The sequence below is a fragment of the Flavihumibacter sp. UBA7668 genome (assembly GCF_002483205.1).
Taxonomy (GTDB): Bacteria; Bacteroidota; Bacteroidia; order Chitinophagales; family Chitinophagaceae; genus Flavihumibacter.
Genome location: NZ_DLHM01000003.1, coordinates 1 through 20,476 on the forward strand (window position 1 = coordinate 1; position 20,476 = coordinate 20,476).

Annotated in this window: 25 protein-coding genes and 1 tRNA gene; 15 read left to right on the forward strand and 11 right to left on the reverse strand. The window is 42.6% G+C overall.

Going from position 1 to position 20,476, the window contains the following annotated elements:
* Positions 1 to 217 precede the first annotated feature (217 nt).
* The 6 genes from B2746_RS05680 to B2746_RS05705 all read right to left on the reverse strand — a co-directional run bounded on the left by B2746_RS05680 (position 218) and on the right by B2746_RS05705 (position 5,282).
* Entirely contained in the window at positions 218 to 1,255 is a 1,038-nt protein-coding gene (locus B2746_RS05680) for a DUF262 domain-containing protein (RefSeq protein ID WP_290791834.1), read from the reverse strand.
* Positions 1,255 to 1,851, reverse strand: coding sequence for a hypothetical protein (locus B2746_RS05685; protein ID WP_290791837.1), 597 nt, complete (start codon positions 1,849 to 1,851; stop codon positions 1,255 to 1,257). The genes B2746_RS05680 and B2746_RS05685 overlap by 1 nt, the downstream gene beginning before the upstream one ends.
* 183 nt (positions 1,852 to 2,034) lie before the next feature.
* The gene (locus B2746_RS05690; RefSeq protein ID WP_290791839.1) at positions 2,035 to 2,526 is read right to left on the reverse strand and encodes a TIR domain-containing protein; all 492 of its coding nucleotides are present in this window, start codon (positions 2,524 to 2,526) and stop codon (positions 2,035 to 2,037) included.
* A gap of 14 nt (positions 2,527 to 2,540) precedes the next feature.
* Positions 2,541 to 3,983 (reverse strand): SIR2 family protein, encoded by a 1,443-nt coding sequence (locus B2746_RS05695; protein WP_290791841.1) that lies wholly within the window; start codon positions 3,981 to 3,983, stop codon positions 2,541 to 2,543.
* A 2-nt stretch (positions 3,984 to 3,985) separates the two neighbouring features.
* Complete coding sequence (locus tag B2746_RS05700) at positions 3,986 to 4,612, reverse strand: toll/interleukin-1 receptor domain-containing protein (RefSeq protein WP_290791843.1); 627 nt, start codon at positions 4,610 to 4,612, stop codon at positions 3,986 to 3,988.
* Between the two features lie 599 nt (positions 4,613 to 5,211).
* Positions 5,212 to 5,282 (reverse strand) — tRNA-Cys (locus tag B2746_RS05705).
* 87 nt (positions 5,283 to 5,369) lie between these two features.
* On the opposite strand from B2746_RS05705, the gene B2746_RS05710 reads away from it, so the two are divergent.
* From B2746_RS05710 to ahcY, 5 genes are all read left to right on the forward strand, one after another.
* Positions 5,370 to 6,245 carry a nucleoside phosphorylase gene (locus B2746_RS05710; protein WP_290791845.1) on the forward strand — a complete coding sequence of 292 codons (876 nt, stop codon included), beginning with the start codon at positions 5,370 to 5,372 and terminating at the stop codon, positions 6,243 to 6,245.
* Positions 6,246 to 6,249: 4 nt separating this feature from the next.
* Positions 6,250 to 7,038 (forward strand): diaminopimelate epimerase, encoded by a 789-nt coding sequence (gene dapF / locus B2746_RS05715; protein ID WP_290791847.1) that lies wholly within the window; start codon positions 6,250 to 6,252, stop codon positions 7,036 to 7,038.
* An 11-nt stretch (positions 7,039 to 7,049) separates the two neighbouring features.
* Positions 7,050 to 7,988 carry a magnesium transporter CorA family protein gene (locus tag B2746_RS05720; protein ID WP_290791849.1) on the forward strand — a complete coding sequence of 313 codons (939 nt, stop codon included), beginning with the start codon at positions 7,050 to 7,052 and terminating at the stop codon, positions 7,986 to 7,988.
* 3 nt (positions 7,989 to 7,991) lie between these two features.
* Entirely contained in the window at positions 7,992 to 8,459 is a 468-nt protein-coding gene (locus tag B2746_RS05725) for an NUDIX hydrolase (protein WP_290791851.1), read from the forward strand.
* Between the two features lie 90 nt (positions 8,460 to 8,549).
* Positions 8,550 to 9,878 carry an adenosylhomocysteinase gene (gene ahcY, locus B2746_RS05730; protein WP_290791853.1) on the forward strand — a complete coding sequence of 443 codons (1,329 nt, stop codon included), beginning with the start codon at positions 8,550 to 8,552 and terminating at the stop codon, positions 9,876 to 9,878.
* A gap of 70 nt (positions 9,879 to 9,948) precedes the next feature.
* Here the strand turns inward: ahcY and B2746_RS05735 are convergent, their stop codons facing one another.
* A complete protein-coding gene (locus B2746_RS05735; protein WP_290791855.1) occupies positions 9,949 to 10,458 on the reverse strand; it encodes a hypothetical protein in 510 nt (169 codons plus the stop codon).
* 76 nt (positions 10,459 to 10,534) lie between these two features.
* On the opposite strand from B2746_RS05735, the gene B2746_RS05740 reads away from it, so the two are divergent.
* Entirely contained in the window at positions 10,535 to 12,430 is a 1,896-nt protein-coding gene (locus B2746_RS05740; protein ID WP_290791857.1) for a beta-N-acetylhexosaminidase, read from the forward strand.
* On the opposite strand, the gene B2746_RS05745 is transcribed toward B2746_RS05740, so the two are convergent.
* Positions 12,431 to 12,886: a DUF4268 domain-containing protein gene (locus B2746_RS05745; protein WP_290791859.1), complete on the reverse strand. Its 456-nt coding sequence runs from the start codon at positions 12,884 to 12,886 to the stop codon at positions 12,431 to 12,433.
* Positions 12,887 to 13,009: 123 nt separating this feature from the next.
* On the opposite strand from B2746_RS05745, the gene B2746_RS05750 reads away from it, so the two are divergent.
* From B2746_RS05750 to B2746_RS05780, 7 genes are all read left to right on the forward strand, one after another.
* Positions 13,010 to 13,273 (forward strand): hypothetical protein, encoded by a 264-nt coding sequence (locus B2746_RS05750; protein ID WP_290791861.1) that lies wholly within the window; start codon positions 13,010 to 13,012, stop codon positions 13,271 to 13,273.
* Between the two features lie 42 nt (positions 13,274 to 13,315).
* The gene (gene cysM, locus B2746_RS05755) at positions 13,316 to 14,200 is read left to right on the forward strand and encodes a cysteine synthase CysM (RefSeq protein WP_290791863.1); all 885 of its coding nucleotides are present in this window, start codon (positions 13,316 to 13,318) and stop codon (positions 14,198 to 14,200) included.
* 12 nt (positions 14,201 to 14,212) lie between these two features.
* Entirely contained in the window at positions 14,213 to 14,614 is a 402-nt protein-coding gene (locus B2746_RS05760) for an SET domain-containing protein (protein WP_290791865.1), read from the forward strand.
* Positions 14,615 to 14,724: 110 nt separating this feature from the next.
* On the forward strand, positions 14,725 to 15,699 hold the full coding sequence (locus B2746_RS05765; RefSeq protein ID WP_290791867.1) for a PhoH family protein: 975 nt from the start codon (positions 14,725 to 14,727) through the stop codon (positions 15,697 to 15,699).
* Between the two features lie 66 nt (positions 15,700 to 15,765).
* A complete protein-coding gene (locus tag B2746_RS05770; RefSeq protein WP_290791869.1) occupies positions 15,766 to 16,173 on the forward strand; it encodes a hypothetical protein in 408 nt (135 codons plus the stop codon).
* A 32-nt stretch (positions 16,174 to 16,205) separates the two neighbouring features.
* Complete coding sequence (locus B2746_RS05775) at positions 16,206 to 16,748, forward strand: inorganic diphosphatase (RefSeq protein ID WP_290791871.1); 543 nt, start codon at positions 16,206 to 16,208, stop codon at positions 16,746 to 16,748.
* A gap of 2 nt (positions 16,749 to 16,750) precedes the next feature.
* Entirely contained in the window at positions 16,751 to 17,170 is a 420-nt protein-coding gene (locus B2746_RS05780; protein ID WP_290791873.1) for a TSUP family transporter, read from the forward strand.
* On the opposite strand, the gene B2746_RS05785 is transcribed toward B2746_RS05780, so the two are convergent.
* Entirely contained in the window at positions 17,167 to 17,928 is a 762-nt protein-coding gene (locus B2746_RS05785; RefSeq protein WP_290791875.1) for a C40 family peptidase, read from the reverse strand. The two genes, B2746_RS05780 and B2746_RS05785, sit on opposite strands and share 4 nt — an antisense overlap.
* A gap of 63 nt (positions 17,929 to 17,991) precedes the next feature.
* On the opposite strand from B2746_RS05785, the gene B2746_RS05790 reads away from it, so the two are divergent.
* Both B2746_RS05790 and B2746_RS05795 read left to right on the forward strand, forming a co-directional pair.
* Positions 17,992 to 18,570, forward strand: coding sequence for an RNA polymerase sigma factor (locus tag B2746_RS05790; protein WP_290791877.1), 579 nt, complete (start codon positions 17,992 to 17,994; stop codon positions 18,568 to 18,570).
* Entirely contained in the window at positions 18,567 to 18,923 is a 357-nt protein-coding gene (locus B2746_RS05795; RefSeq protein ID WP_290791880.1) for a hypothetical protein, read from the forward strand. The genes B2746_RS05790 and B2746_RS05795 overlap by 4 nt, the downstream gene beginning before the upstream one ends.
* Here the strand turns inward: B2746_RS05795 and B2746_RS05800 are convergent.
* Entirely contained in the window at positions 18,920 to 19,408 is a 489-nt protein-coding gene (locus B2746_RS05800; protein ID WP_290791882.1) for a nucleoside deaminase, read from the reverse strand. The genes B2746_RS05795 and B2746_RS05800 overlap by 4 nt on opposite strands.
* Positions 19,408 to 20,457, reverse strand: coding sequence for a hypothetical protein (locus tag B2746_RS05805; RefSeq protein ID WP_290791884.1), 1,050 nt, complete (start codon positions 20,455 to 20,457; stop codon positions 19,408 to 19,410). The genes B2746_RS05800 and B2746_RS05805 overlap by 1 nt, the downstream gene beginning before the upstream one ends.
* Positions 20,458 to 20,476 lie beyond the last annotated feature (19 nt).

The following is a 20,476-nucleotide window of genomic DNA, read 5'->3' on the forward strand; positions in this document are numbered from 1 at the left end:
AGTAGTAGGTTTTAAAAGGCATAAATATCAAAGCATATTTATCTAAAATGAAACTACATTTACACCCCTACTGAGTGGTACAGTTTTCACCCGGAATGGTGGTACATAATTGAATCGGTACAAACATTCACCCCCAAATAGTAAATTTGATGAAAGATCTGTATCTCAATATAGTACTTCAGCCGCTTTTTTATCAAGCGAATGTTGCCGGTAGTCTTTATCCAAGGCCTGCATCCTTAATGGTTAGTTCAATCTCTTCGGAAGATTGGCGTCTTAGCAGTCCAGCTACAATAACCCCTCGTCTAACACGATTCAATCTGTCATTCGTTGCTTGAAGTGCAGCTTTATAGTAAATGGATTGTGCAAACGTCAAATCTCCTTTTTGACTACTAATTCCGGAAAAAAATGCTTCTAAACTCTCAATAGCGTCACTTGGTTGTAAAGCTATTTTGTGAAGGTTAAGAGCAATGTCTACCTCCACCAAAAGTGTAAACAAGTCAGCTTTTTTCCACACTCTTGAATTACTTTCAAAACCACACTCTTCAACAAATTCAAATACATTTTCTAATCTGTTCATAATTTCTTCCTTTGCCAGAAAATCATCATTAAATCGATCTAATAACTCTTCAAAAACTTCGTCTCGGTTAAAATAACCAATTAGCAGCGTGGAGATAACTGTTAGACAATATCTGAGGTCACCCATTCTCTTATAATCTGCAGCATTGAAAACACTATGGTTTTCAAAAAACTTGTTACTTGCAACATTCTCAGCAAACTTTTTAAGCTCACCTGCATATACTGCATTACTAATTTCAATATCATGCAAAGAATACTTCGTAGCATTTAATCTTTTGAACACTTCAATGACGAGGTCTTTTGAAACTGCTCCCAAGTCTCTTACAGCTACGTCATATTGCAAAAATGCCTGTTTTTCATCTTTTGATAGATCTTCATATCGGGGAACATTAATAAGTTTCAACTCTTTATCTCCACTGAAATATTGGAATATTGTATTTACACGCTGAAGCCCATCAACTAACAATTGCGTACCCTCACCTGTATCTAGATCGACATCTCCATCTGCAAAATAGATTTCTGGAAAAGGGAAACCTCGTAATATGGTGTCAATAAAATTGTTTTTATCCTCACGAGACCAAACAAGTCTTCTTTGAAACTCAGGGCGAGGGATTAGCTTTCCTTCTTTTACTTGGGTTATTATCTCCCTTATCTTCTTATTATTTGGAGCAGTTTTCATTATTTCAATTTTTCAAAATTTATACAGTCAATAAGCGCCTTACTTTGATAGGTTTTAAGTTGTTCCATATTATAAAACAGCCCGGCTCTTATTCGCCGCCTTCCAAGAATGTTACGAGATGATAGGAATCTGAAAGTATCCCACCATTCATCACATTTTCGTAAACGAACATGCTTAGGAAAATGGTCAGGCCTCATCCAACCGCAAACAAGATAATCTCCAAATTTATTAGAAACCCAAGGATAATAAGGCATACCAAAAGAGTAGATTGACAATTCATTCCACATTATTTCGAAGATCGGCTTACTTATTATAGCAATGTCAACATCAGAATTAGGGCTAAATAACCTATATCTAGGAAGTGCTGGAAAGCCTTTTTGTTTCTTTTCTGAGATTGAAAAACCAAGTTTTGCAGATCCAACAATAATTAGATCAATCTGTTCCAATGATACACCAAATCTTTCAGAAAGAGTTTTTTTGATGAAGTCTCTTTGTCCAACAGTTACGTGCATAGCATCGTCGCTTAAAAGCACTTCATCTAATATGACTTCAATTGGATCAATTTTGATTTTTGCAATAAAATCTTCAGGCGTCATTAATTCGCAAATTTAACAGGGTGGTTCGGATGCCGATAACGTTAACTGGGTTGGCAAAGGCAAGGAATTAGAATTACGTCAACCTACGTCTGCACCGAATATGATAAAAGATAGAAAGTTTAGCCTATGTTCGTCAGCCTTGCTTTTGCCAACCCGATGTTGTCTGAATATGCATGTCAAAGATTAGCGTCCAGCCTTTTTTGCTGCTTCTTCAATCCATTTTCCAAGATTTGCATACCCATTATCCATCACCCAGTCATAGCATGGATAATCACTACTAAAATAAACAGCCTTGTTGTTCTGATCTTTACCGATTTCACCGAACAAATTAGATCCTTTAGCTGACGTCTTGCCTTCACTATCTTTAACATTGTGAATAAAAATTCCGAGCATCCCATTTCCTTTGGAATAGCTTTTTTGCAACTCATATTTTACGTAATCTCTCTGACTAGTTTCAGATCCTATAAGCACCACAGTCACAGAAGTACCAACTAATTGATTGTCTATCCACTTTTTTATTGCAGCATCTCCTTCTTTTTCCACTTCTTCGAAGTCCGCAGCATCAACAAACCCAGCAGCTTCCTTTTCGTTTCGCACCACCCAACTATTTCTTACTTGCATAGCTCTCCATATATCATTCTTATAATGGAAGCTAAAAAATGATCTTCTTGCCATATTTATATTATTTTTTAGTACAGATTTTGTAATATTCCAACTGCTTTAATTATTTGATTTATTAGTTCATCTTCACCAATCGTTTTATTACCCATTCTTTCTACTGCAGTTAATAGCTCAGAATTATTGGGATAATAGGTGGAAGGTGAACTCATGACTCTATGCCAAAGTACCTCAGCAGCATATGCTGTAGCTCCGACAGGTAAAGGTATTACTCTTTGTTGTATGGCAATTTCAAATTCCTCTATCATACCATTTGAGTTTTCCCATCCACCTTTTCCATTATCCTTATTACCATAAATAAAGAGAGCTATTCCGGCATGTTGCATCATTTCTTTTCTATATTCCAAGTTTCTATCTTCTTTACTTTTTTCACCTGCTAAAGCTAAAGGAAACGGTCTTAAAACCAAAGCGTTATCAAGATGCCTATAGTTCGTTGAAAATAAGTAGTCCAATGCGCCAGTAATTACTACTCGCCCAATGCCATGACCAACTCCTGACACAATTTTATAACCTTTAGAAGCAATAGTGAAGCTTAGCTTGTGAACAAAAGAAAAAACCTCCTCCTCTGTTCTCGGATCATAAATTTTGGCTGCACCGGAAATGAAAATGTTCGAACGTAATACCTTTTTCTGAATAGCTGAAAGAGTTTCTGTTATTTCTGAATAGTCGTCCACTAAAAGGGCGTTGATTGAGTAACGCTTCAAATCTTTTATTTTTAATTGATGCTGTATTTGAGCGTAATTGAAATCTGCATCCGTATTATAATCGTTGCGATTAACTTTCTTGAAAAAACAATAATGATCTCTTTGATTTTGTCCTAACAAAATTCTTATCCTCCCTAAAATGTATTCTAGATTAGGATCATCGAAACTAAAACCGATAAACAGAAATGTTTTGGCTACCAAATCCCCTTGCAAGGCTGTAGTAAATAAAGGTCTTTTTTCATTATAACCTTGATAATCGTCCTTCGTTAAAATTGCTTGATCTGGTTGTGACACATCTCCATGCATTTTATAAACTACCGCGTCTCGCTTCGGTATGTTGTTTGATAAATTGTTATGATTGATTTTTACATCTGGCGTCTTTCCAGCTTCTTCAAGTGCTTTTTCAATCAACTTATCATAATTCGTTGTCCAATACGTTTGAATTGGAAGAGAAGAAAGTATTTTGTGATTTGGTGTAATTCTAGCTCCTTGAGTAAACTCCTCAATAAGCAGTTGATTTAATTTGTGCCTATTATTTCCACTCTCGTTATAATGATATTGAGCAATTGCAATCAGATCATTTTCTTTATCAATATCAAGGTTTAAGTCGCTAGCGATATCTCTTAACAGGTTTTTCCAATTCACAAATCCAGCAGGTATGGACAGTCCAGCCCCAGCAAAAATTGCAGCGTTGTTTTCTTTGATTGCTTTTGTGTATAAATCAACAAAACGTTTTAAATGTGTTTCCATGTCTAATGTTTGTATGGTTTCTTACCATTTAGCCATTCATCAAAGGCTACGTAGAAATCAGAATTCTTGCACACCCATAATTTATTTTTTTTTGTATTTTCAGTTGGAGCCTCAATTGTGTAAGGGTAAATTCCTAAATACTCTTGTCCTTTAAAAGTGTGACTGCTACTCGTTTCGGTTTCAAATACGGGCAATATTGATGCTTTTTCTTTTTTGCCATCCATATAGCCAAGCTCCCAAGGCATCCACTTCGATCCTTCAGCGTTTAGTGTTGTTACATAGAGCAGCGATTTACTTTGATTTATACGCTCCCTTAATTTTTCAGCTGTTGCTTCTGTAACACTATTTCTATCAAGTTGTGGATCATCAACCCAATCAACATACACCCTATAACCTAAATCGTTTAATTTTTTCAATATACCGAGTATTATCTTGGCATCTTTTGAACTATGCGACAAGAAAATATCAAAGGCATTCGTATCGATACCTCTGCTTTCCAGCAGAATTTGAGAATTGTTTTCCTTGATGATTGTCTCCGCAGTTACTTTTGGTGCATCCACAGATTTTCTAAACTCACTGAAAAGTCTTGTATCTGCTTCTTGTCTTAGGTTTTGTAGATTAAAGCTCATAGATGTTTGCTAGAATGTTTTGGTTGCTTAGGTATCATTGCAGGCAACGCATTTATTTACGCAATTATAATTATATAGCCTAAATATATTACTCCTATTATAAAGCTGAATTCTTCGCAATTAGTCAGATTGTGGTTACGCCAATCTAACTTTCCATGCTTAAATGATCAAGCAATACATTGGTGCGTTTATCGAATAGTAAGTAGAAATTTTAAAATAATCTCTCTCCCCTCCCCCCCATTGCTTCGCCCCTTGAGTCCCATGCAATGAGACTCAACGGTTTAGAATTAACAATATAAACATTTTGAAAAATTCACCATAACGGGAAACCGTAATTATGGTCAAATACGGGAAAAATACCCCCGTTCTGGATAACTTGAATTGCCTCTTGGAAGTAACGAAGAAGCCTGGATGAAGCTTGGATGAAGTAAGGAAAAAGCAAAAAGACCCGAAAAAAACCTGAAACCACCTGTAATAAATCCCCAACTATTGATACTAATTAGAAAAGGCCAAGTTCTTTGACATATTGGAAAATCGCATTTTGAATAAGCACCCAAAAAAAATCCCGCATTAGTACTACCAATGCGGGTTAATTTCTGAGGTCCCGAGCAGATTCGAACTGCTGTACGAGCTTTTGCAGAGCTCTGCCTAACCACTCGGCCACAGGACCCTTTTTTTGAACCGGGCACGAATGTAGGATTTTTATACATTCGTTGCAAATTCCAGTGGAAAAAATTCTCACTTATAACGCACACGAATGAAACCTATTGCATCTTCTGAACTTATTATTAATAACCGCGGCGCCGTCTACCACCTCGATCTCCACCCCGATGAACTGGCCCCCATCGTACTCACCGTAGGCGACCCCGACCGCGTTAAAGAAGTCAGCAAACATTTTGATGCCATAGAAACCCGGCGCCAGCACCGGGAATTCGTCTCCCATACCGGCCGCCTCGGCAATAAACGTATTACCGTGGTATCCACCGGCATCGGTCCCGATAATATAGATATCGTGCTCAACGAACTGGATGCCCTCGCCAATATCGATTTTACTACCCGTACCATCAAGCCCGAGCTTACCCAACTGTCTATCATCCGCCTCGGTACCAGCGGCTCCCTGCAGGCCGAAATTCCGGTGGATTCCTTTGTGGCCGGCACACACGGACTGGGTCTGGATAACCTCCTGCATTTCTACCGCCTGGAACAAAATGAAGAGGAACAGCTCCTGCTCCAATCCTTTATTACCCATACCCAGGTGCATAACCAGGTTTCTATGCCCTATATCAGCAGCGCCTCCCCCGCCCTGCTAAAACATTTTACCAGCGGTTTCCATGCCGGTATTACTGTTACCTGTCCCGGTTTTTATGGTCCGCAGGGCCGGATCCTGCGCCTGGGACTGGCCGCCCCCCAACTGGTAGACCGCCTCACAGATTTTAGTTTTGGTCAGCACAGGATCACTAACTTTGAAATGGAAACCTCTGCCATCTATGGGCTGAGCAGGTTATTGGGACATCAATGTTTGAGCCTCAACGCCATTGTGGCCAATCGCATCAACAAAACCTTCTCCTCCAACGGACAGGCAGCCGTAGAAAAATTAATCGTTCAATCACTGGAAATAATTGCAGGCATTTAACCCCATGGAAATACAATTTTATAAATACCAGGGCACCGGAAACGATTTTGTGATCCTGGATAACAGAGACGGGCGCTATAATGAGCTCTCCGCCGATCAGGTCAATTATCTCTGTAACCGCCGTTTCGGAATCGGCGCAGACGGCCTCATGCTGCTCAATGCAAAAGAGGGCTACGATTTCGAAATGAAATACTACAATTCAGACGGCCGGGAAAGTACCATGTGCGGAAATGGTGGCCGCTGCCTTACCATGTTCGCCTATCACCAGGGCATTGTTCGTACGGTCTACAAATTCATTGCCATTGATGGTGAACATGAAGCGGAAATTGACCCCAGGGGTCGGGTTCGCCTGAAAATGCAGGACGTGGCCGAGGTTGAAGAATCACATGGTGATTATACCCTCAACACCGGATCGCCCCACTATGTAAAAATGGTCAGCCGGCTCGATGAGCTCAATGTTTTTAACAAGGGGCGCGAAATCCGCAACAGTGCGGCTTTCCATACTGCCGGAATCAATGTCAATTTTGTGGAGGTGGAAGATGAACACGAAATTACCGTTCGCACCTACGAACGGGGCGTGGAAGATGAAACCCTGAGCTGCGGTACCGGCGTTACTGCCAGTGCCCTCGTAAATTACCACAATGAACAGGGCTTTAACGAGGTGTCGGTAAATACCAGGGGCGGAAAACTCTCCGTGGAATACGACCGCCACCGTGATGGTACCTATTCCAATATCTGGCTGGTTGGTCCCGCTGAAAAGGTTTTTACAGGTGCCCTATCCCTCTCCCAATAAACGTCCTGCCCGTGATTCAATACTTTAAAAATATCAACCACCAGACGGTTTCCATCCACAAACCGGAAGATGGCGTTTGGGTAAATATTCTGCCGCCCTTAAAACAGGAAGAGTTTACGGAACTGGCAGATGAACTGGATATTCCGCTCGATTTTTTGACCGACTCCCTGGATATTGATGAAAGAACCCGCTTTGAAGAGGAAGACAATGTAAAACTCATTGTTATCAAAACCCCTACGGAGAATAATTCCTTTAACGACAGCGATGCGTTTTACATCACCATCCCCATCTGTATCATCCTCACCCACAACCAGATTGTTACTGTTAATTCCTTTGAGAACGATGCCATCAAAAAATTCCTGAACACTTTTCAAAACCGTCATCCCGATAACCGGAAAATGATGGTGCTGAAAATCATTGAAAAAGTGGTGCAGAATTATATGGAATTCCTCAAAGAAATCAACCATAAACGGAATCTGCTGGAACAAAAACTCTATGATGCCAACCGGAACCAGGAACTGTTGCAACTCATGCGGATCCAGAAAAGCCTGGTGTATTTTGTTACTGCCCTGCGCAGTAATGAACTGCTCCTGATTAAACTGGAACGCACCAATTTCATGGGGCTGAATGAGGAGGAAAAGGAAATCCTGAACGACCTGATTGTTGATAATTCACAGGCCCTGGAGATGGCGAATATTTATACCAATATCCTCTCCAGTACCCTCGATGCCTTTGCCAGTATCATTGCCAATAACCAGAACGAGGTGTTGAAGCGGCTGTCGGTTATCACCATTACCCTCAGCTTTCCCGTACTGGTGGCCAGTATCTACGGCATGAACGTGCCCATCCCCTATGCCAATTCTCCCTTCGCCTTTTATATTCCGGTCTTTTTATCCATGGCCATATCATTGGTGATTGGCTGGTTTTTCCTAAAGAAAAAATTATTCTGATCTATGTTCACCATCCGCGTTTATGGGATCCTGCTTAATGAAAACAACCAGGTACTGGTTAGTGATGAAAAAATAAGAGGCGATTATTTTACGAAATTTCCCGGTGGCGGACTGGAATTTGGCGAAGGCACCCGCGATTGCCTGAAGCGTGAATTCATGGAAGAACTGAACCTGCAGGTGAGCATTGGCGAGCATATTTATACCACTGATTTTTACCAGATGAGTGCTTTTAATCCGGCACAGCAGATTATCTCCATTTACTATTATGCACATGCCCTGGAACCCATTCAGGTGCCCCTGCGACTGACGCCTTTTGAATTTGATGAAGCCCAGCATAAACTCTACGAAACCACACAGGAAATTGAATCCTTCCGGTTTATCAACTGGGAAGACTTTGATGAAAACGCCGTTCACCTGCCTATTGACAAAGTTGTTGCCGGTATGTTAAAGAATGGCGCAAAGCCTGTGTAAGCTTTTGAAAAACAGGCAAGTATCGGCTTATACAAAGCTTTCTCAGTTTCTGGCATTATTGTACCTTTGCATCGTAAAAAAAAATAAAGCATGTCTACTGTTGCTAAATCAACTATTGATTTTACTCTTCCCTATAAAGTAGCGGATATCAGCCTGGCTGATTGGGGCCGCAAAGAAATCCGTCTGGCGGAGGCTGAAATGCCCGGACTGATGGCGCTTCGTGCAGAATACGGTGCAAGCCAGCCTTTGAAAGGTGCGCGCATTGCAGGTTGTTTGCACATGACCATCCAAACCGCTGTGTTGATTGAAACCCTGGTTGCCCTGGGTGCCGAGGTTAAATGGAGCTCCTGTAATATCTTCTCTACACAGGATCATGCTGCTGCCGCTATTGCAGCTACCGGTATTGGTGTATATGCCTGGAAAGGACAAACCATTGAAGAAGCCGACTGGTGCATTGAGCAAACACTTTTCTTCGGATCTCCTGAGCGTCCGTTAAATATGATCCTCGACGATGGTGGTGATTTAACCAATATCGTTTTTGATAAATACCCTGAACTGATTCAGCACCTGAAAGGGCTGAGTGAAGAAACCACTACCGGTGTTCATCGCTTGTATGAGCGCATGGCAAAAGGTACTTTGCCGGTTCCTGCTTTCAACGTAAACGACTCCGTTACCAAGAGCAAATTCGACAATAAATACGGTTGTAAAGAATCACTGGTGGATGCGATCCGTCGCGCAACTGATGTAATGCTGGCTGGTAAGGTTGCTGTTGTAGGTGGTTATGGTGATGTGGGTAAGGGTTCTGCAGCTTCATTAGCTGGTGCCGGTTGCCGCGTGATTGTTACCGAAATTGATCCGATCTGCGCCCTGCAGGCTGCCATGGATGGATTTGAAGTGAAGAAAATGATTGATGCAGTTAAAGAAGCGGATATCATCGTTACTGCATCCGGTTGTCGCGATCTGATTACCGGTACACATTTCAAAGCCATGAAAGACAAAGCTATTGTCTGCAATATTGGTCACTTTGATATTGAAATTGATGTGGCCTGGTTGAATACAAACTACGGTCATACCAAAGACACCATCAAACCACAGGTTGATATCTACAATGTAGATGGAAAAGACATCATCTTACTGGCAGAAGGCCGTTTGGTGAACCTGGGTTGTGCAACTGGTCACCCCAGCTTTGTAATGAGTAATTCCTTTACCAATCAGGTACTGGCACAATTGGAACTTTGGACCAATACCAGCAATTACGAGAACAAAGTATATGTTCTCCCTAAACACCTGGATGAGAAAGTGGCTCGTTTGCACCTGGCAAAAATTGGTGTTCAGCTGGATGAATTAACTACCGAACAGTCTGATTACCTGGGTATACCTAAAGCCGGTCCATTCAAACCGGAAGCTTATCGTTATTAATGGTTTTTTGTTGTGGAATAAAAAAAGTCCCGGTAGAATTACCGGGACTTTTTCATGAGGTCTTACCTGATTATTTAGCCAGCAATGTTTTTGCTTCTTTCGCTATACAGTCTGCCATCTTCATCAGTACTTCCTGTTCATCCGCACGCAGGCTGATAATTGTTTTTTTATCGTTCCGATCACTGAAGGTTATAGATGCTACTTTTTTGGTGGCCAGTTTATTCAGGTTGCCGGGCGTATAAGTGCCACCTCTCATAATGATATGAAAGAAGCCATTACAATTATCGCCGCCGGTATTGCGAATTTCCATTTTTTGTTTGCCGCCTTCAAACACAAAGAGGGCTTCTGATTCTTCACCAATACAATTGGCCGCCGGATTTTTAATAATGAAGAAGAGATCAAATTCTTTACCATTCGCATCAATGTTCAGTTGAACATCCTGGAGCTGGATAAATCCGGTGGATAATTTCGGTCCATTACTGAATTCATCCGTGCCTTTGATGAGTTTGCAATCGGTTTGCTGTGCCTGTACCGCAGTACCGGTGAGTAGAACTAAAATACCAAGTAGTAAATTTCGCATACGGTTGGATTTCTGGTTGATTTTGGATTCAATTTAGGAAAATACCAAGTATTTTTCAGGCCTAAACAGTTTTGAAATGGTTAAAGCTTGGTTGTTTGGTTGCTTTCTATTGACAGGTATTGGTTCTTTTGCACAAACAGAGCCGGCACTGATTCCGGTTCCGGTGGAGGCAAGGTATAGTGCTGGTAGTTTTAGTTTGCCGGCTATGTTGAATATTTCTTTTGATGCAGGCATTGCTGATAAATCTTTTTTGCTGCAGCAGATGGGTTCCAAATTAACGCGGATTGCCGGAATTGAATTAAAAGAAACTCCTTCTGATCAGGCGCAGCTACAATTTAAATTAACCAAAGCCGCTGCATCCCTTTCTCCCGAATCCTATCAGTTGAGCATTAATGAAAAAGGAATTCTGATAGAAGCGCCTTCTTCAGCCGGCTTATTTTATGGTGTACAAACCCTCTGGCAGCTCTTACCTCCTGCAATTGAAAGCAAATCCAGGGTAGCCAATATGAATTGGTCGCTCCCCTATTGCAGCATAAAAGATGCACCACGCGTTGGCTGGCGCGGGCTGATGCTGGATGTAGCCCGGCATTTCTTTACCAAAGAGCAGGTAAAGGATTTTATAGATCATATGGCTGCTTATAAATACAATCGCCTGCACCTGCATTTAACTGATGACCAGGGCTGGCGGATTGAAATCAAGGCCCTGCCCAAATTAACCGAAGTGGGTGCATTCAGAGGAGAAAGAACCGGCCGCTGGGGTGAGTTTGGTAAGCAGGATCCAAAAGAGCCCAAGACCTATGGAGGCTATTATACACAGGAAGATATAAAGGAACTGCTGGCCTATGCAGCAGAACGTCATATTTCCATTCTGCCGGAAATTGATATACCCGGACATAGCATGGCCCTGTTGGCGGCTTATCCCGATTTAAGTTGTACGCCCGGTACGGCCTACCAGGTGAATGGAGGTGATCGCTTTATGCATTGGCCCGGTGGCGGAAAATTTTACAGTGATATCGATAATAATCTTTGTCCGGCTAATGAACGGGTCTATGCCCTGCTGGATACCATCTTCACTGAAATAGCGGCGCTCTTTCCCATGGAATACATTCATATGGGGGGTGATGAAACCTACAAGGGTTGGTGGGAAAAATCGGCGGCCATCAAAGACCTGATGAAGCGCGAAAAACTGAAAGACATGCACGAGGTGCAGAGTTATTTCGTGAAACGGGTGGGAAAAATTATCGCTTCCAAAGGCAAGAAGATGATGGGTTGGGATGAGATTATGGAAGGCGGCCTGGCATCGGGTGCAGGCGTAATGAGCTGGCAGGGGGAGAAAGGGGGCATTGCAGCATCCAAAATGAAACACCCGGTGGTGATGTCGCCCAATTCCTATACCTATGTTGATTTGTACCAGGGCGATCCGTTGGCCGAGCCTCCTACCTATGGTATGTTGCGATTGAAAAAGACCTACGAATTTAATCCCGTTCCAGCGGGTGCAGATCCGGCCTATGTACTAGGCGGACAAGCCAATCTCTGGAGCGAAAGATTGCACACAGTTCGGCATGCGGAATACATGTTATGGCCTCGTGCATTTGCGGTGGCGGAATCGGTTTGGAGTCCGCAGCAGAAAAAAGACTGGAACAGTTTTGTGCAGCGGATTGAAACTCATTTTAAACGCTTTGATCAGGCAGGGATTAATTATTCCACCAGCATGTACGATCCAATCCTTTCCGTGCGCACAGTAAAGGATACAGCTGTTGAAGTAAGCATGCAAACCGAAGTGCCGAACCTGAACATCCATTATAGTTTTGATGAATTCCCGCCGGATAATTTCTATCCGGAATACAAAAGCCCAATTGTGTTTCCAGCGGGTGCCAGTACGCTTCGTGTGCAAACCTATCGGCAGGGGAAACCAATTGGCAGGCTGATGATCTTACCATTAGCGGAGTTGAAAAAAAGAATTCGCAAATAATCAGGCTTCGAACTGAATTTTAGCGAATTGCCAGAATTCATCAAGTGCAATCAGTCTGGGTTTGAAAAAACTGATCAGTGCCGGCCAGTCTGCCTGATTGAGCACCGATATGCCTTCAATGCTGGCATAAATTCGACTAATGGGTTGTCCGGTTGCATTTTGGGTTTCCGCTTCCCAAATCCAATCGGGCCCTACCATTTCGTTGAAAACCGTTCGCAGGGCTTCCATTTGTTGATAAGCCTGAAGTCGAAAAGCAGGATCGGAATGGCTGAGTACCAATCCCACAGAGGCACCCCGATTGGGGGTATCCATCCGGATAAAAATGGACCGTATCCCTGTTTTATAATTCAGCCAGTTTTGCGCTTCACCAGTTGCCGACAAAATGGGCGACATATACATGCCAAATCGTGTAAAGAAGTCCTGACGAACCTGCGATGCCTGCTGCTTTGAATACATGTGACAAAATAAATAAGGAAATCGGGAAAAAAACAAGGAAATTAGCAGGATATTAGAGATTCTTAGCACGGGAATTGCTTACCATATTTGGACTTGGATTTGTTTACCGTTTACTGAAATCATATGCAGATACAATTTGTGAAAAACATTCAATTCACCCGTCTCATTAAAGCAGAGGGAAGGTTACGTGAGTTCAATTTCAGAAAAATGAGAATTCTACAGGAAACGCTGTTTTCGGTAGATGTAGTGGATGATCGTGGCAATCGCATTATGTTTCGGATGCGAAAAGACGATACCAACTGGCACATTATTCCACAACCGGTACCCGCCTGGGTAAGCGAGCAGGAAAAGTTAATGAGTGAAATGATAGAAGAGGAATTAGCATAACTTTTTTAACTTTCCGGTCAGCTTTCACTTATAAACCATAATATGGCCGGAATTCTGGATCTCGTAGGGAATACCCCAATAGTAGAATTAAAGCATGTAATTGTCAACCCTGCTGTAACCATTTACGCAAAACTCGAAGGTAATAATCCGGGTGGCAGTGTGAAGGACAGAGCCGCCTACGGCATGATTAAAGGTGCTCTTGACAGAGGTGAAATTAAACCCGGAATAAAATTAATTGAAGCTACCAGTGGTAATACCGGCATTGCACTGGCTATGATTGCCAGTTTGTTCAAGGTTGAAATTGAACTGGTGATGCCGGAAGATGCTACCCGTGAACGGGTATTGGGCATGGAGGCATTTGGTGCCAAAGTAATATTGACTCCCAAAGAAAAATCAATGGAAGGCGCCATTGATTATGCCAATGCAAAAGTGGCAGAAGGCGGATATCTGATGTTGAATCAATTCGCCAATCCCGATAATTATAAAATGCATTACAGGACAACCGGTCCTGAAATCTGGCGGGATACCGATGGTAAGGTGACGCATTTTGTTTCTGCGATGGGAACCACCGGAACCATTATGGGTGTATCCCGTTTTCTGAAAGAAAAAAATCCAGATATACAAATAGTAGGATGTCAGCCTACAGATGGTTCAAAAATACCGGGCATCCGGAAATGGCCGATTGCTTATCTGCCTAAAATATTTGAACGGGAACGGGTGGATCGTGTTGCAGAAATTGCAGAAAAAGACGCCCGCATAATGGCCAATCGTTTGGCAAGAGAAGAAGCCATCTTCAGTGGCATGAGCAGTGGTGGTGCCGTACATGCAGCCGTTGAACTATCCAAAGAATTAAAAGAAGGTGTAATTGTATGTATTATCTGCGATCGTGGTGATCGTTATCTCTCTTCTGATTTATTTGATAAATAACCAGCTCCACAAATGATTCGATACAGGCTGATCAATAAAAAAAGCACCATCGACGGGAAAGGATGTTTTGCAGCTGAAACTATTCCGGCACGAAATAAAATCGGCAACCTGGGTGGTGAACTGATTTCCGTTCGTGAAGCAAGAAAACGAATTCGTCAACAGAAAAAACTGGCCATGGTAGAGTTTGGTGATGGCCATGCACTGGATGCATCGGTGAATGCCAATCAACTGCGTTATGTAAATCATTCCTGTTTACCGAATACCTATATGAGGTGCTGTTATCATAAAGTAGAGTTTTATAGTTTGCGTAAAATCAAAGCTGGTGAAGAATTAACCTGTAATTATGGGGAGACACACCACGATGGAAAAAGACCCTGCACCTGTGGTGCACCCAATTGTATTGGAGCAATTTAAAAAATTAACAATATCCACAATTTGTGTATAAGTAACTTTGTTTACAATATGATACTCAGATTATATTAGATGGTGGGTTTGAATTATTGTGAACATTAAACTGAAGTGCATTGACTGAAAAAATCATCAACCTTGAAACCGTTAATCCGATTGAATTTTTCGGAGTTAATAATGGTAAACTGGACATCCTCAAAAAGAAATTTCCTCTCTTAAAAATTTTATCTCGCGGAACACAAATAAAACTAAGCGGCGCACCGGAACAGGTAGATACGGCAAAAGAAAAAATTGATCTCATTGTTCAATATCTGGAAAGAAATGGTCACATGAGTGAAAACTATTTTGAGCAGATTTTGGGTGGCGATGATGCAGAAACCGTTGATAATTTTATTGACCGGAACCCGAATGATATTCTGGTATTTGGTCCAAACGGAAAAACGGTACGTGCAAGAACGGCCAACCAAAAAAGAATGGTGGTGGGTGCAGATAAAAATGATATCCTGTTTGCCATTGGTCCGGCTGGTACGGGTAAAACCTATACGGCTGTAGCGCTGGCCGTGCGCGCGTTGAAAAACAAAATTGTCAAAAAGATAATCCTGACCCGTCCGGCAGTGGAAGCTGGTGAAAGTTTGGGCTTTTTGCCAGGTGATCTGAAAGAAAAAATTGACCCTTACTTACGCCCCTTATACGATGCTTTGGATGATATGATACCCGCCGATAAATTGGGGTATTATATGAGCAACCGCACCATTGAGATTGCGCCATTGGCCTACATGCGGGGACGAACCCTGGATAATGCCTTCATTATCCTGGATGAGGCCCAGAATGCCACCGATCTGCAATTAAAAATGTTCCTGACCAGGATTGGTTCCAGTGCGAAAGCGATTATTACCGGTGATATGACCCAGGTAGATTTGCCCAAGAATCAAAAGAGCGGCCTTGAAAAGGCAGTTCGGATTCTGAAGAATGTAGACGGCATCTCCCATATCCTGCTGGATGAGGAAGATGTGGTTCGTCACCGACTGGTAAAAGCCATTATTCGTGCTTATGACAGGGAAAAAGAGCGCGAACAACAAATTTCATCCTAGAGTGTCAAATTCTCCTGAAAAGGCGTCTGGTTTAAAACCTGACGCCTTTTCTTTATGTTTGCACCTATGAAAAAAACATCCCTATCGCTGTTAACCTTAATTGCGGTGCTTTTAATGAGTGCCTGCGCAGATGAAAGCAGTTATAGTCCGGCTGAGGACGCACAGGATGCCGGTCGTGAATTCATCAGGGCTTCCCTGGATGGAAATATGCGGAAAGCAGAATTCTACCTGCTGAAGGATTCTTCTAACATCATGTTGTTTGAAAAATGGAAAAAGGACTATTACAATAAATTGTCGACGGAAGAACGGGTATCTTTCAAGAACGCCAATATCTTACCTATCAAAATTGAAAACGAGAATGATTCTACCGTTCATTACTCCTTCTCCAATTCGTATAAAAGCACGGATACAACAACCGTGAAAATTATACGCTCCAATGGCATCTGGCAGGTAGATTTAAAAGAACTGCATTAATTCTGAAACCTTACAAAAAAAGCAAATAAAACATGTTAACTGTATCACACCCCTGGCATGGAATTCCAACCGGAGAAAACGCACCCCGCGTTGTAACAGCTGTAATCGAAATTCCGCAGGGTTCGAGAGCAAAATATGAAATCGATAAAGACAGTGGATTACTGAAACTGGACCGGATTATTTATTCTTCTTTTTATTATCCCTGTAATTATGGCTTTATTCCAAAAACCTATGGCGATGATAAGGATCCGCTGGATATTTTGGTTATTACCAGTCAGCCGGTTCAGGCCATGTGTTTGATGGAGGCCAAAGTGGTAGGTGTTATGCGCATGATTGACAGTGGCGATGCAGATGATAAAATCATTGCCGTTGCAGCCAATGATCCGAGTGTGAACTATTACAATAATATCGAAGAGCTGCCCAAGCATTTCTTTGATGAATTGCGTCACTTTTTCGAAGAGTACAAACGACTGGAAAATAAATCAGTAGTAGTAAATGAATTTCAGGATAAGGCAACTGCATTGAAAATTATTCAGGACGGTGTAGCTTTTTACAAAGAAACCTTTCAAAAATAACAATGGCGCTTCCTGAAATCCTGCTCATTATTGGGATTGGGCTGCTGGCCGGTGTTTTAAGCGGACTGGTAGGCATCGGCGGAGGAATTGTGCTGGTGCCTGCCCTTGTTTATTTTCTGAAATATAGCCAGCATCAGGCACAGGGAACTTCATTGGGTGTACTGATGCTTCCGGTTGTATTCCTGGGATTTTACCAGTATTATAAATATGGTCAGGCCAATGGAAATCCCATTGATTTAAAGATTGTTGGCATACTGGCCATCGGTTTTATTCTGGGTGGTTTCCTCGGTGGTAAAATCGCCACCAAAATTGATGGCGAACTGATGAAAAAGCTATTCGCCATTTTACTCCTATATACTGCAGTAAAATTATTACAATGGGACCAGGCCCTGATTCGCTGGGTGAAATCGCTGGTTAGTTAAAAATAGCGTTTGATAATGCGCAGGCGATGTGTGCGGCGTTTCTGATCACGACTAATTATTCCCTCATGATCAATATCATCTATCCGAACCTTTCCGGATGCATGGATGATTTCATGATCATTTAAAAGGATACCTACATGCGTGATACGGCCATCCGGCTCATCAAAAAAAGCCAGATCACCCGGCTGCACTTCCTGCAAAAAACCAACCGACTCCCCCTCTCCTGCCTGTAAATACGCATCTCTTAATAAATGAATACCAAGTTGCCGGTACACCATTTGTGCAAACCCGCTGCAATCAATACCGGCAAAAGTTCGTCCGCCCCAGAGATAGGGACTATTCAAATATTGCAGGGCCAATTCCTGCACCTGCAGGTGTTTATCATCGGTATCGGACTGAATAGTTAAACCGGTAAAGGAAATGGAAAATACACCTGCTGTTAGGGTTGAATCATAAACCGGTGTGCCCATGAAGACAGGCATCGGTTGGCCGTTTACGTTAGCGAAGCCCAATTCTCTGTCAAAATAACCCAGTGGTTCTGTAATCGGGCCGGCTAGTTCAGCCAGTTGGATGGCCTGGCACCAGCCTTCATAGCCATCGTGAATGGAACGAACCTGCAACCAGCCTTCTACGGAACGATCCAGCACATGTACCTGTTCTCCCAATAATAACTGACTGCTCATTTCAGTTCTATGGTTGGGCGTTTCCCGAACCGGGCATACCGACACTACCGGAATATAAATAGGATCTGTAAACATATCTGGCACAAATTATGGAAAAGAAGCAGATTCGCATCTCTGAATAAATGATAAATTGTACCAGTGAATTTTGACAAGTACAACCATATCAGTGAGCAGGAACTGCTTCGCAATTTTTACCAGGACAGAAATAAGGACTGGCTGGGAATATTGCTGCAGCGGTACACGCTCTTATTGCTGGGTGTTTGCATGAAATACCTGAAGAATGAGGATGCAGCCCGCGATGCCGTACAACAGATTTTTCTGAAGGCAATAACGGAACTGGAAAAATATCAGGTGGAATATGTAAAGTCCTGGTTGTATATGATTGCAAAAAATCATTGCCTGATGCAATTCAGGGATAAAAACAGGTTAATGGTGGAGCTATCCGAAAATCAGGGAGGTGTGGAAGATCTGGATGGACAAATCGCCCTGCAGGAAAAAGATCAATTGCTGGACTGGATGCATGACAGTATAAAAAACCTGAATCAGGAGCAACAGCAATGTGTAACTTTATTCTATCTGGAGAAAAAAAGTTACCAGGAAGTAGCAGACCAAACCGGCTTTACGATGTTGCAGGTTAAAAGTAATATCCAGAATGGAAAAAGGAACCTGAGGCTTATGATACTGCGAAAGCAGCAGGAAAATGAAATCAGCAAATGAACAATTTACTCAACATATTAACCAATAGCAATAAGGATATCGACAACCAGTTGCTGATGGACTATATCAGCGGGAAATTGTCTCATTCAGACCGGCATACGGTGGAAGAATGGTTGCAGGAAAATGAATTTGAAGCCGATGCGCTGGAAGGCCTTGAAGCTTTTGGTAACAAGGAAGAACTGCAGCAATACGTGATCCAACTCAACAAGGAATTAAAGAATTATATCCAGTCGAAGAAACAACGAAGAGAGAAGAAACGGATTAAAGAAAATCCCTGGACCTATCTTGCGCTCTTACTGATTTTATTATTCCTGGTGCTGGCCTATGTTGTGCTAGAAATGGTCAACCGCTAATACAGGGTTTTATTCTCTTTCTTCACCCAATTACTGAAAACCGTTTCCGCTGCAGGATGGTGCAGGTGCACAAAAGGGATGGTTCTATCCGGATATGCCACAGCAATTTCTTCATAAATAAAGGAATCATCAAAGCCTGCTTCGGCTGCTTCTTTTTTGGAAGCTGCATACACTACGCGTTCGGGCCTTGCCCAGTAAATAGCACCCATGCACATGGGACAGGGCTCACAGGAGGCATACACCACACAACCGGTTAACTGAAAATCATTCATGGCAGAACAGGCTTCGCGAATGGCCACCACTTCGGCATGGGCTGTGGGATCATTGGTGGAAAGCACTTTATTATGCGCGCATGCCAGTACTTTATTGTCTTTAACAATGACGCATCCAAAAGGTCCGCCAGCACCTTCTTCCATACCCTTAGCTGCTTCAGCTATGGCCATTTCCAGAAAATAACGATCCCTGTTTTCAGCAATACCCTCCATTACTGGTATTGAATGTATAGCGGACGTGGTTTCAGTTTCATCAGCTCTTCAGCGGTCAGTAAACGGGAAGGCGTTTCTTTCAGATCGTTTTTGTAGAATATTTTGAAGCCGGTAAACTCAATTGGCTCAGTATATATAAAGTGTTTATAGGTTCCGATTTTACGCGCTGGTGCACCCCATCCATCCATATGCATTACAATCTGCGTTTCAGGACGGGTGATGATCTGCTGGTAATTTTTTACCATGGGGCGGGTGAAGCGGTGTACTACCAGCACTTTGGGAGGCAGGTTGTATTTTTTTACCAGTTTAGCGAGGTAATCAGTAGCATAATTGATATCAGCAGCATCAAAGGATCCAATTACTTTACCAGGTGCCTGTCCGCCTTTCATAGAAAACTCCGGATCAATTCCCAGGTGCACATTGGGCATGGCCAGGTATTTCTCCAGTTCGGGAATTTCTTCCTGTAAGGAGCCTAACCCTACCTGAATATCCAGAAACACGATGGCATCAATCATTTTGGCAATGTTCAATACCGAATCGATTTGTTTGAACGGCATACGGAGGCGGTATTTACCAGCAGCACCGGGGCTACCCTGCGCTGTTACGCAGATATAATGCAGGGCAGGTTGAACAGGTGTTGCCGGATCGGCCGCTTCCCAGTTTTTGATTTCAACTTTGAGGCGGTCGATCATTTGCTTGGGAGGTAATTCTCCAAGGATGCCCATCCGCGTGCTATAGAGGTTTCCGTAATACGCGATGATTCTTTTAAAAGGAAGAATGGCGCCGGGCAATGGATAGGCAGTTTTAACCGGCCATTTCCCGGAGCTGTCTCCATTGACCATATGGGTCATCTGCTGGTTGTACAAGACGGTGTCCAGTGTAACCGCAGCAGGTTCTGGCGTTGGCTGGTCAGCAACTGCTTCGGGATTTTTGGTGGTATCCACACTGGCTGCAACGGCAGCGGTGGAGGTTGGAACAGAGTCACAGGAAAAAAGGCTGACAGCGAAGGTCAAACCAATAGCGGATTTCAGGAGGAGATTAGATTTCATAAACTTCAATTCAAGTAAG

Bases quoted from the DNA above. Each gene is read 5' to 3' on its own strand.
- B2746_RS05680 (WP_290791834.1), bottom strand. From the start codon at position 1,255: ATGAAAACTGCTCCAAATAATAAGAAGATAAGGGAGATAATAACCCAA.
- B2746_RS05685 (WP_290791837.1), bottom strand. From the start codon at position 1,851: ATGACGCCTGAAGATTTTATTGCAAAAATCAAAATTGATCCAATTGAA.
- B2746_RS05690 (WP_290791839.1), bottom strand. From the start codon at position 2,526: ATGGCAAGAAGATCATTTTTTAGCTTCCATTATAAGAATGATATATGG.
- B2746_RS05695 (WP_290791841.1), bottom strand. From the start codon at position 3,983: ATGGAAACACATTTAAAACGTTTTGTTGATTTATACACAAAAGCAATC.
- B2746_RS05700 (WP_290791843.1), bottom strand. From the start codon at position 4,612: ATGAGCTTTAATCTACAAAACCTAAGACAAGAAGCAGATACAAGACTT.
- B2746_RS05710 (WP_290791845.1), top strand. From the start codon at position 5,370: ATGAAACCTATTGCATCTTCTGAACTTATTATTAATAACCGCGGCGCC.
- dapF (WP_290791847.1), top strand. From the start codon at position 6,250: ATGGAAATACAATTTTATAAATACCAGGGCACCGGAAACGATTTTGTG.
- B2746_RS05725 (WP_290791851.1), top strand. From the start codon at position 7,992: ATGTTCACCATCCGCGTTTATGGGATCCTGCTTAATGAAAACAACCAG.
- ahcY (WP_290791853.1), top strand. From the start codon at position 8,550: ATGTCTACTGTTGCTAAATCAACTATTGATTTTACTCTTCCCTATAAA.
- B2746_RS05735 (WP_290791855.1), bottom strand. From the start codon at position 10,458: ATGCGAAATTTACTACTTGGTATTTTAGTTCTACTCACCGGTACTGCG.
- B2746_RS05740 (WP_290791857.1), top strand. From the start codon at position 10,535: ATGGTTAAAGCTTGGTTGTTTGGTTGCTTTCTATTGACAGGTATTGGT.
- B2746_RS05745 (WP_290791859.1), bottom strand. From the start codon at position 12,886: ATGTATTCAAAGCAGCAGGCATCGCAGGTTCGTCAGGACTTCTTTACA.
- B2746_RS05750 (WP_290791861.1), top strand. From the start codon at position 13,010: ATGCAGATACAATTTGTGAAAAACATTCAATTCACCCGTCTCATTAAA.
- cysM (WP_290791863.1), top strand. From the start codon at position 13,316: ATGGCCGGAATTCTGGATCTCGTAGGGAATACCCCAATAGTAGAATTA.
- B2746_RS05760 (WP_290791865.1), top strand. From the start codon at position 14,213: ATGATTCGATACAGGCTGATCAATAAAAAAAGCACCATCGACGGGAAA.
- B2746_RS05770 (WP_290791869.1), top strand. From the start codon at position 15,766: ATGAAAAAAACATCCCTATCGCTGTTAACCTTAATTGCGGTGCTTTTA.
- B2746_RS05775 (WP_290791871.1), top strand. From the start codon at position 16,206: ATGTTAACTGTATCACACCCCTGGCATGGAATTCCAACCGGAGAAAAC.
- B2746_RS05780 (WP_290791873.1), top strand. From the start codon at position 16,751: ATGGCGCTTCCTGAAATCCTGCTCATTATTGGGATTGGGCTGCTGGCC.
- B2746_RS05785 (WP_290791875.1), bottom strand. From the start codon at position 17,928: ATGTTTACAGATCCTATTTATATTCCGGTAGTGTCGGTATGCCCGGTT.
- B2746_RS05795 (WP_290791880.1), top strand. From the start codon at position 18,567: ATGAACAATTTACTCAACATATTAACCAATAGCAATAAGGATATCGAC.
- B2746_RS05800 (WP_290791882.1), bottom strand. From the start codon at position 19,408: ATGGAGGGTATTGCTGAAAACAGGGATCGTTATTTTCTGGAAATGGCC.
- B2746_RS05805 (WP_290791884.1), bottom strand. From the start codon at position 20,457: ATGAAATCTAATCTCCTCCTGAAATCCGCTATTGGTTTGACCTTCGCT.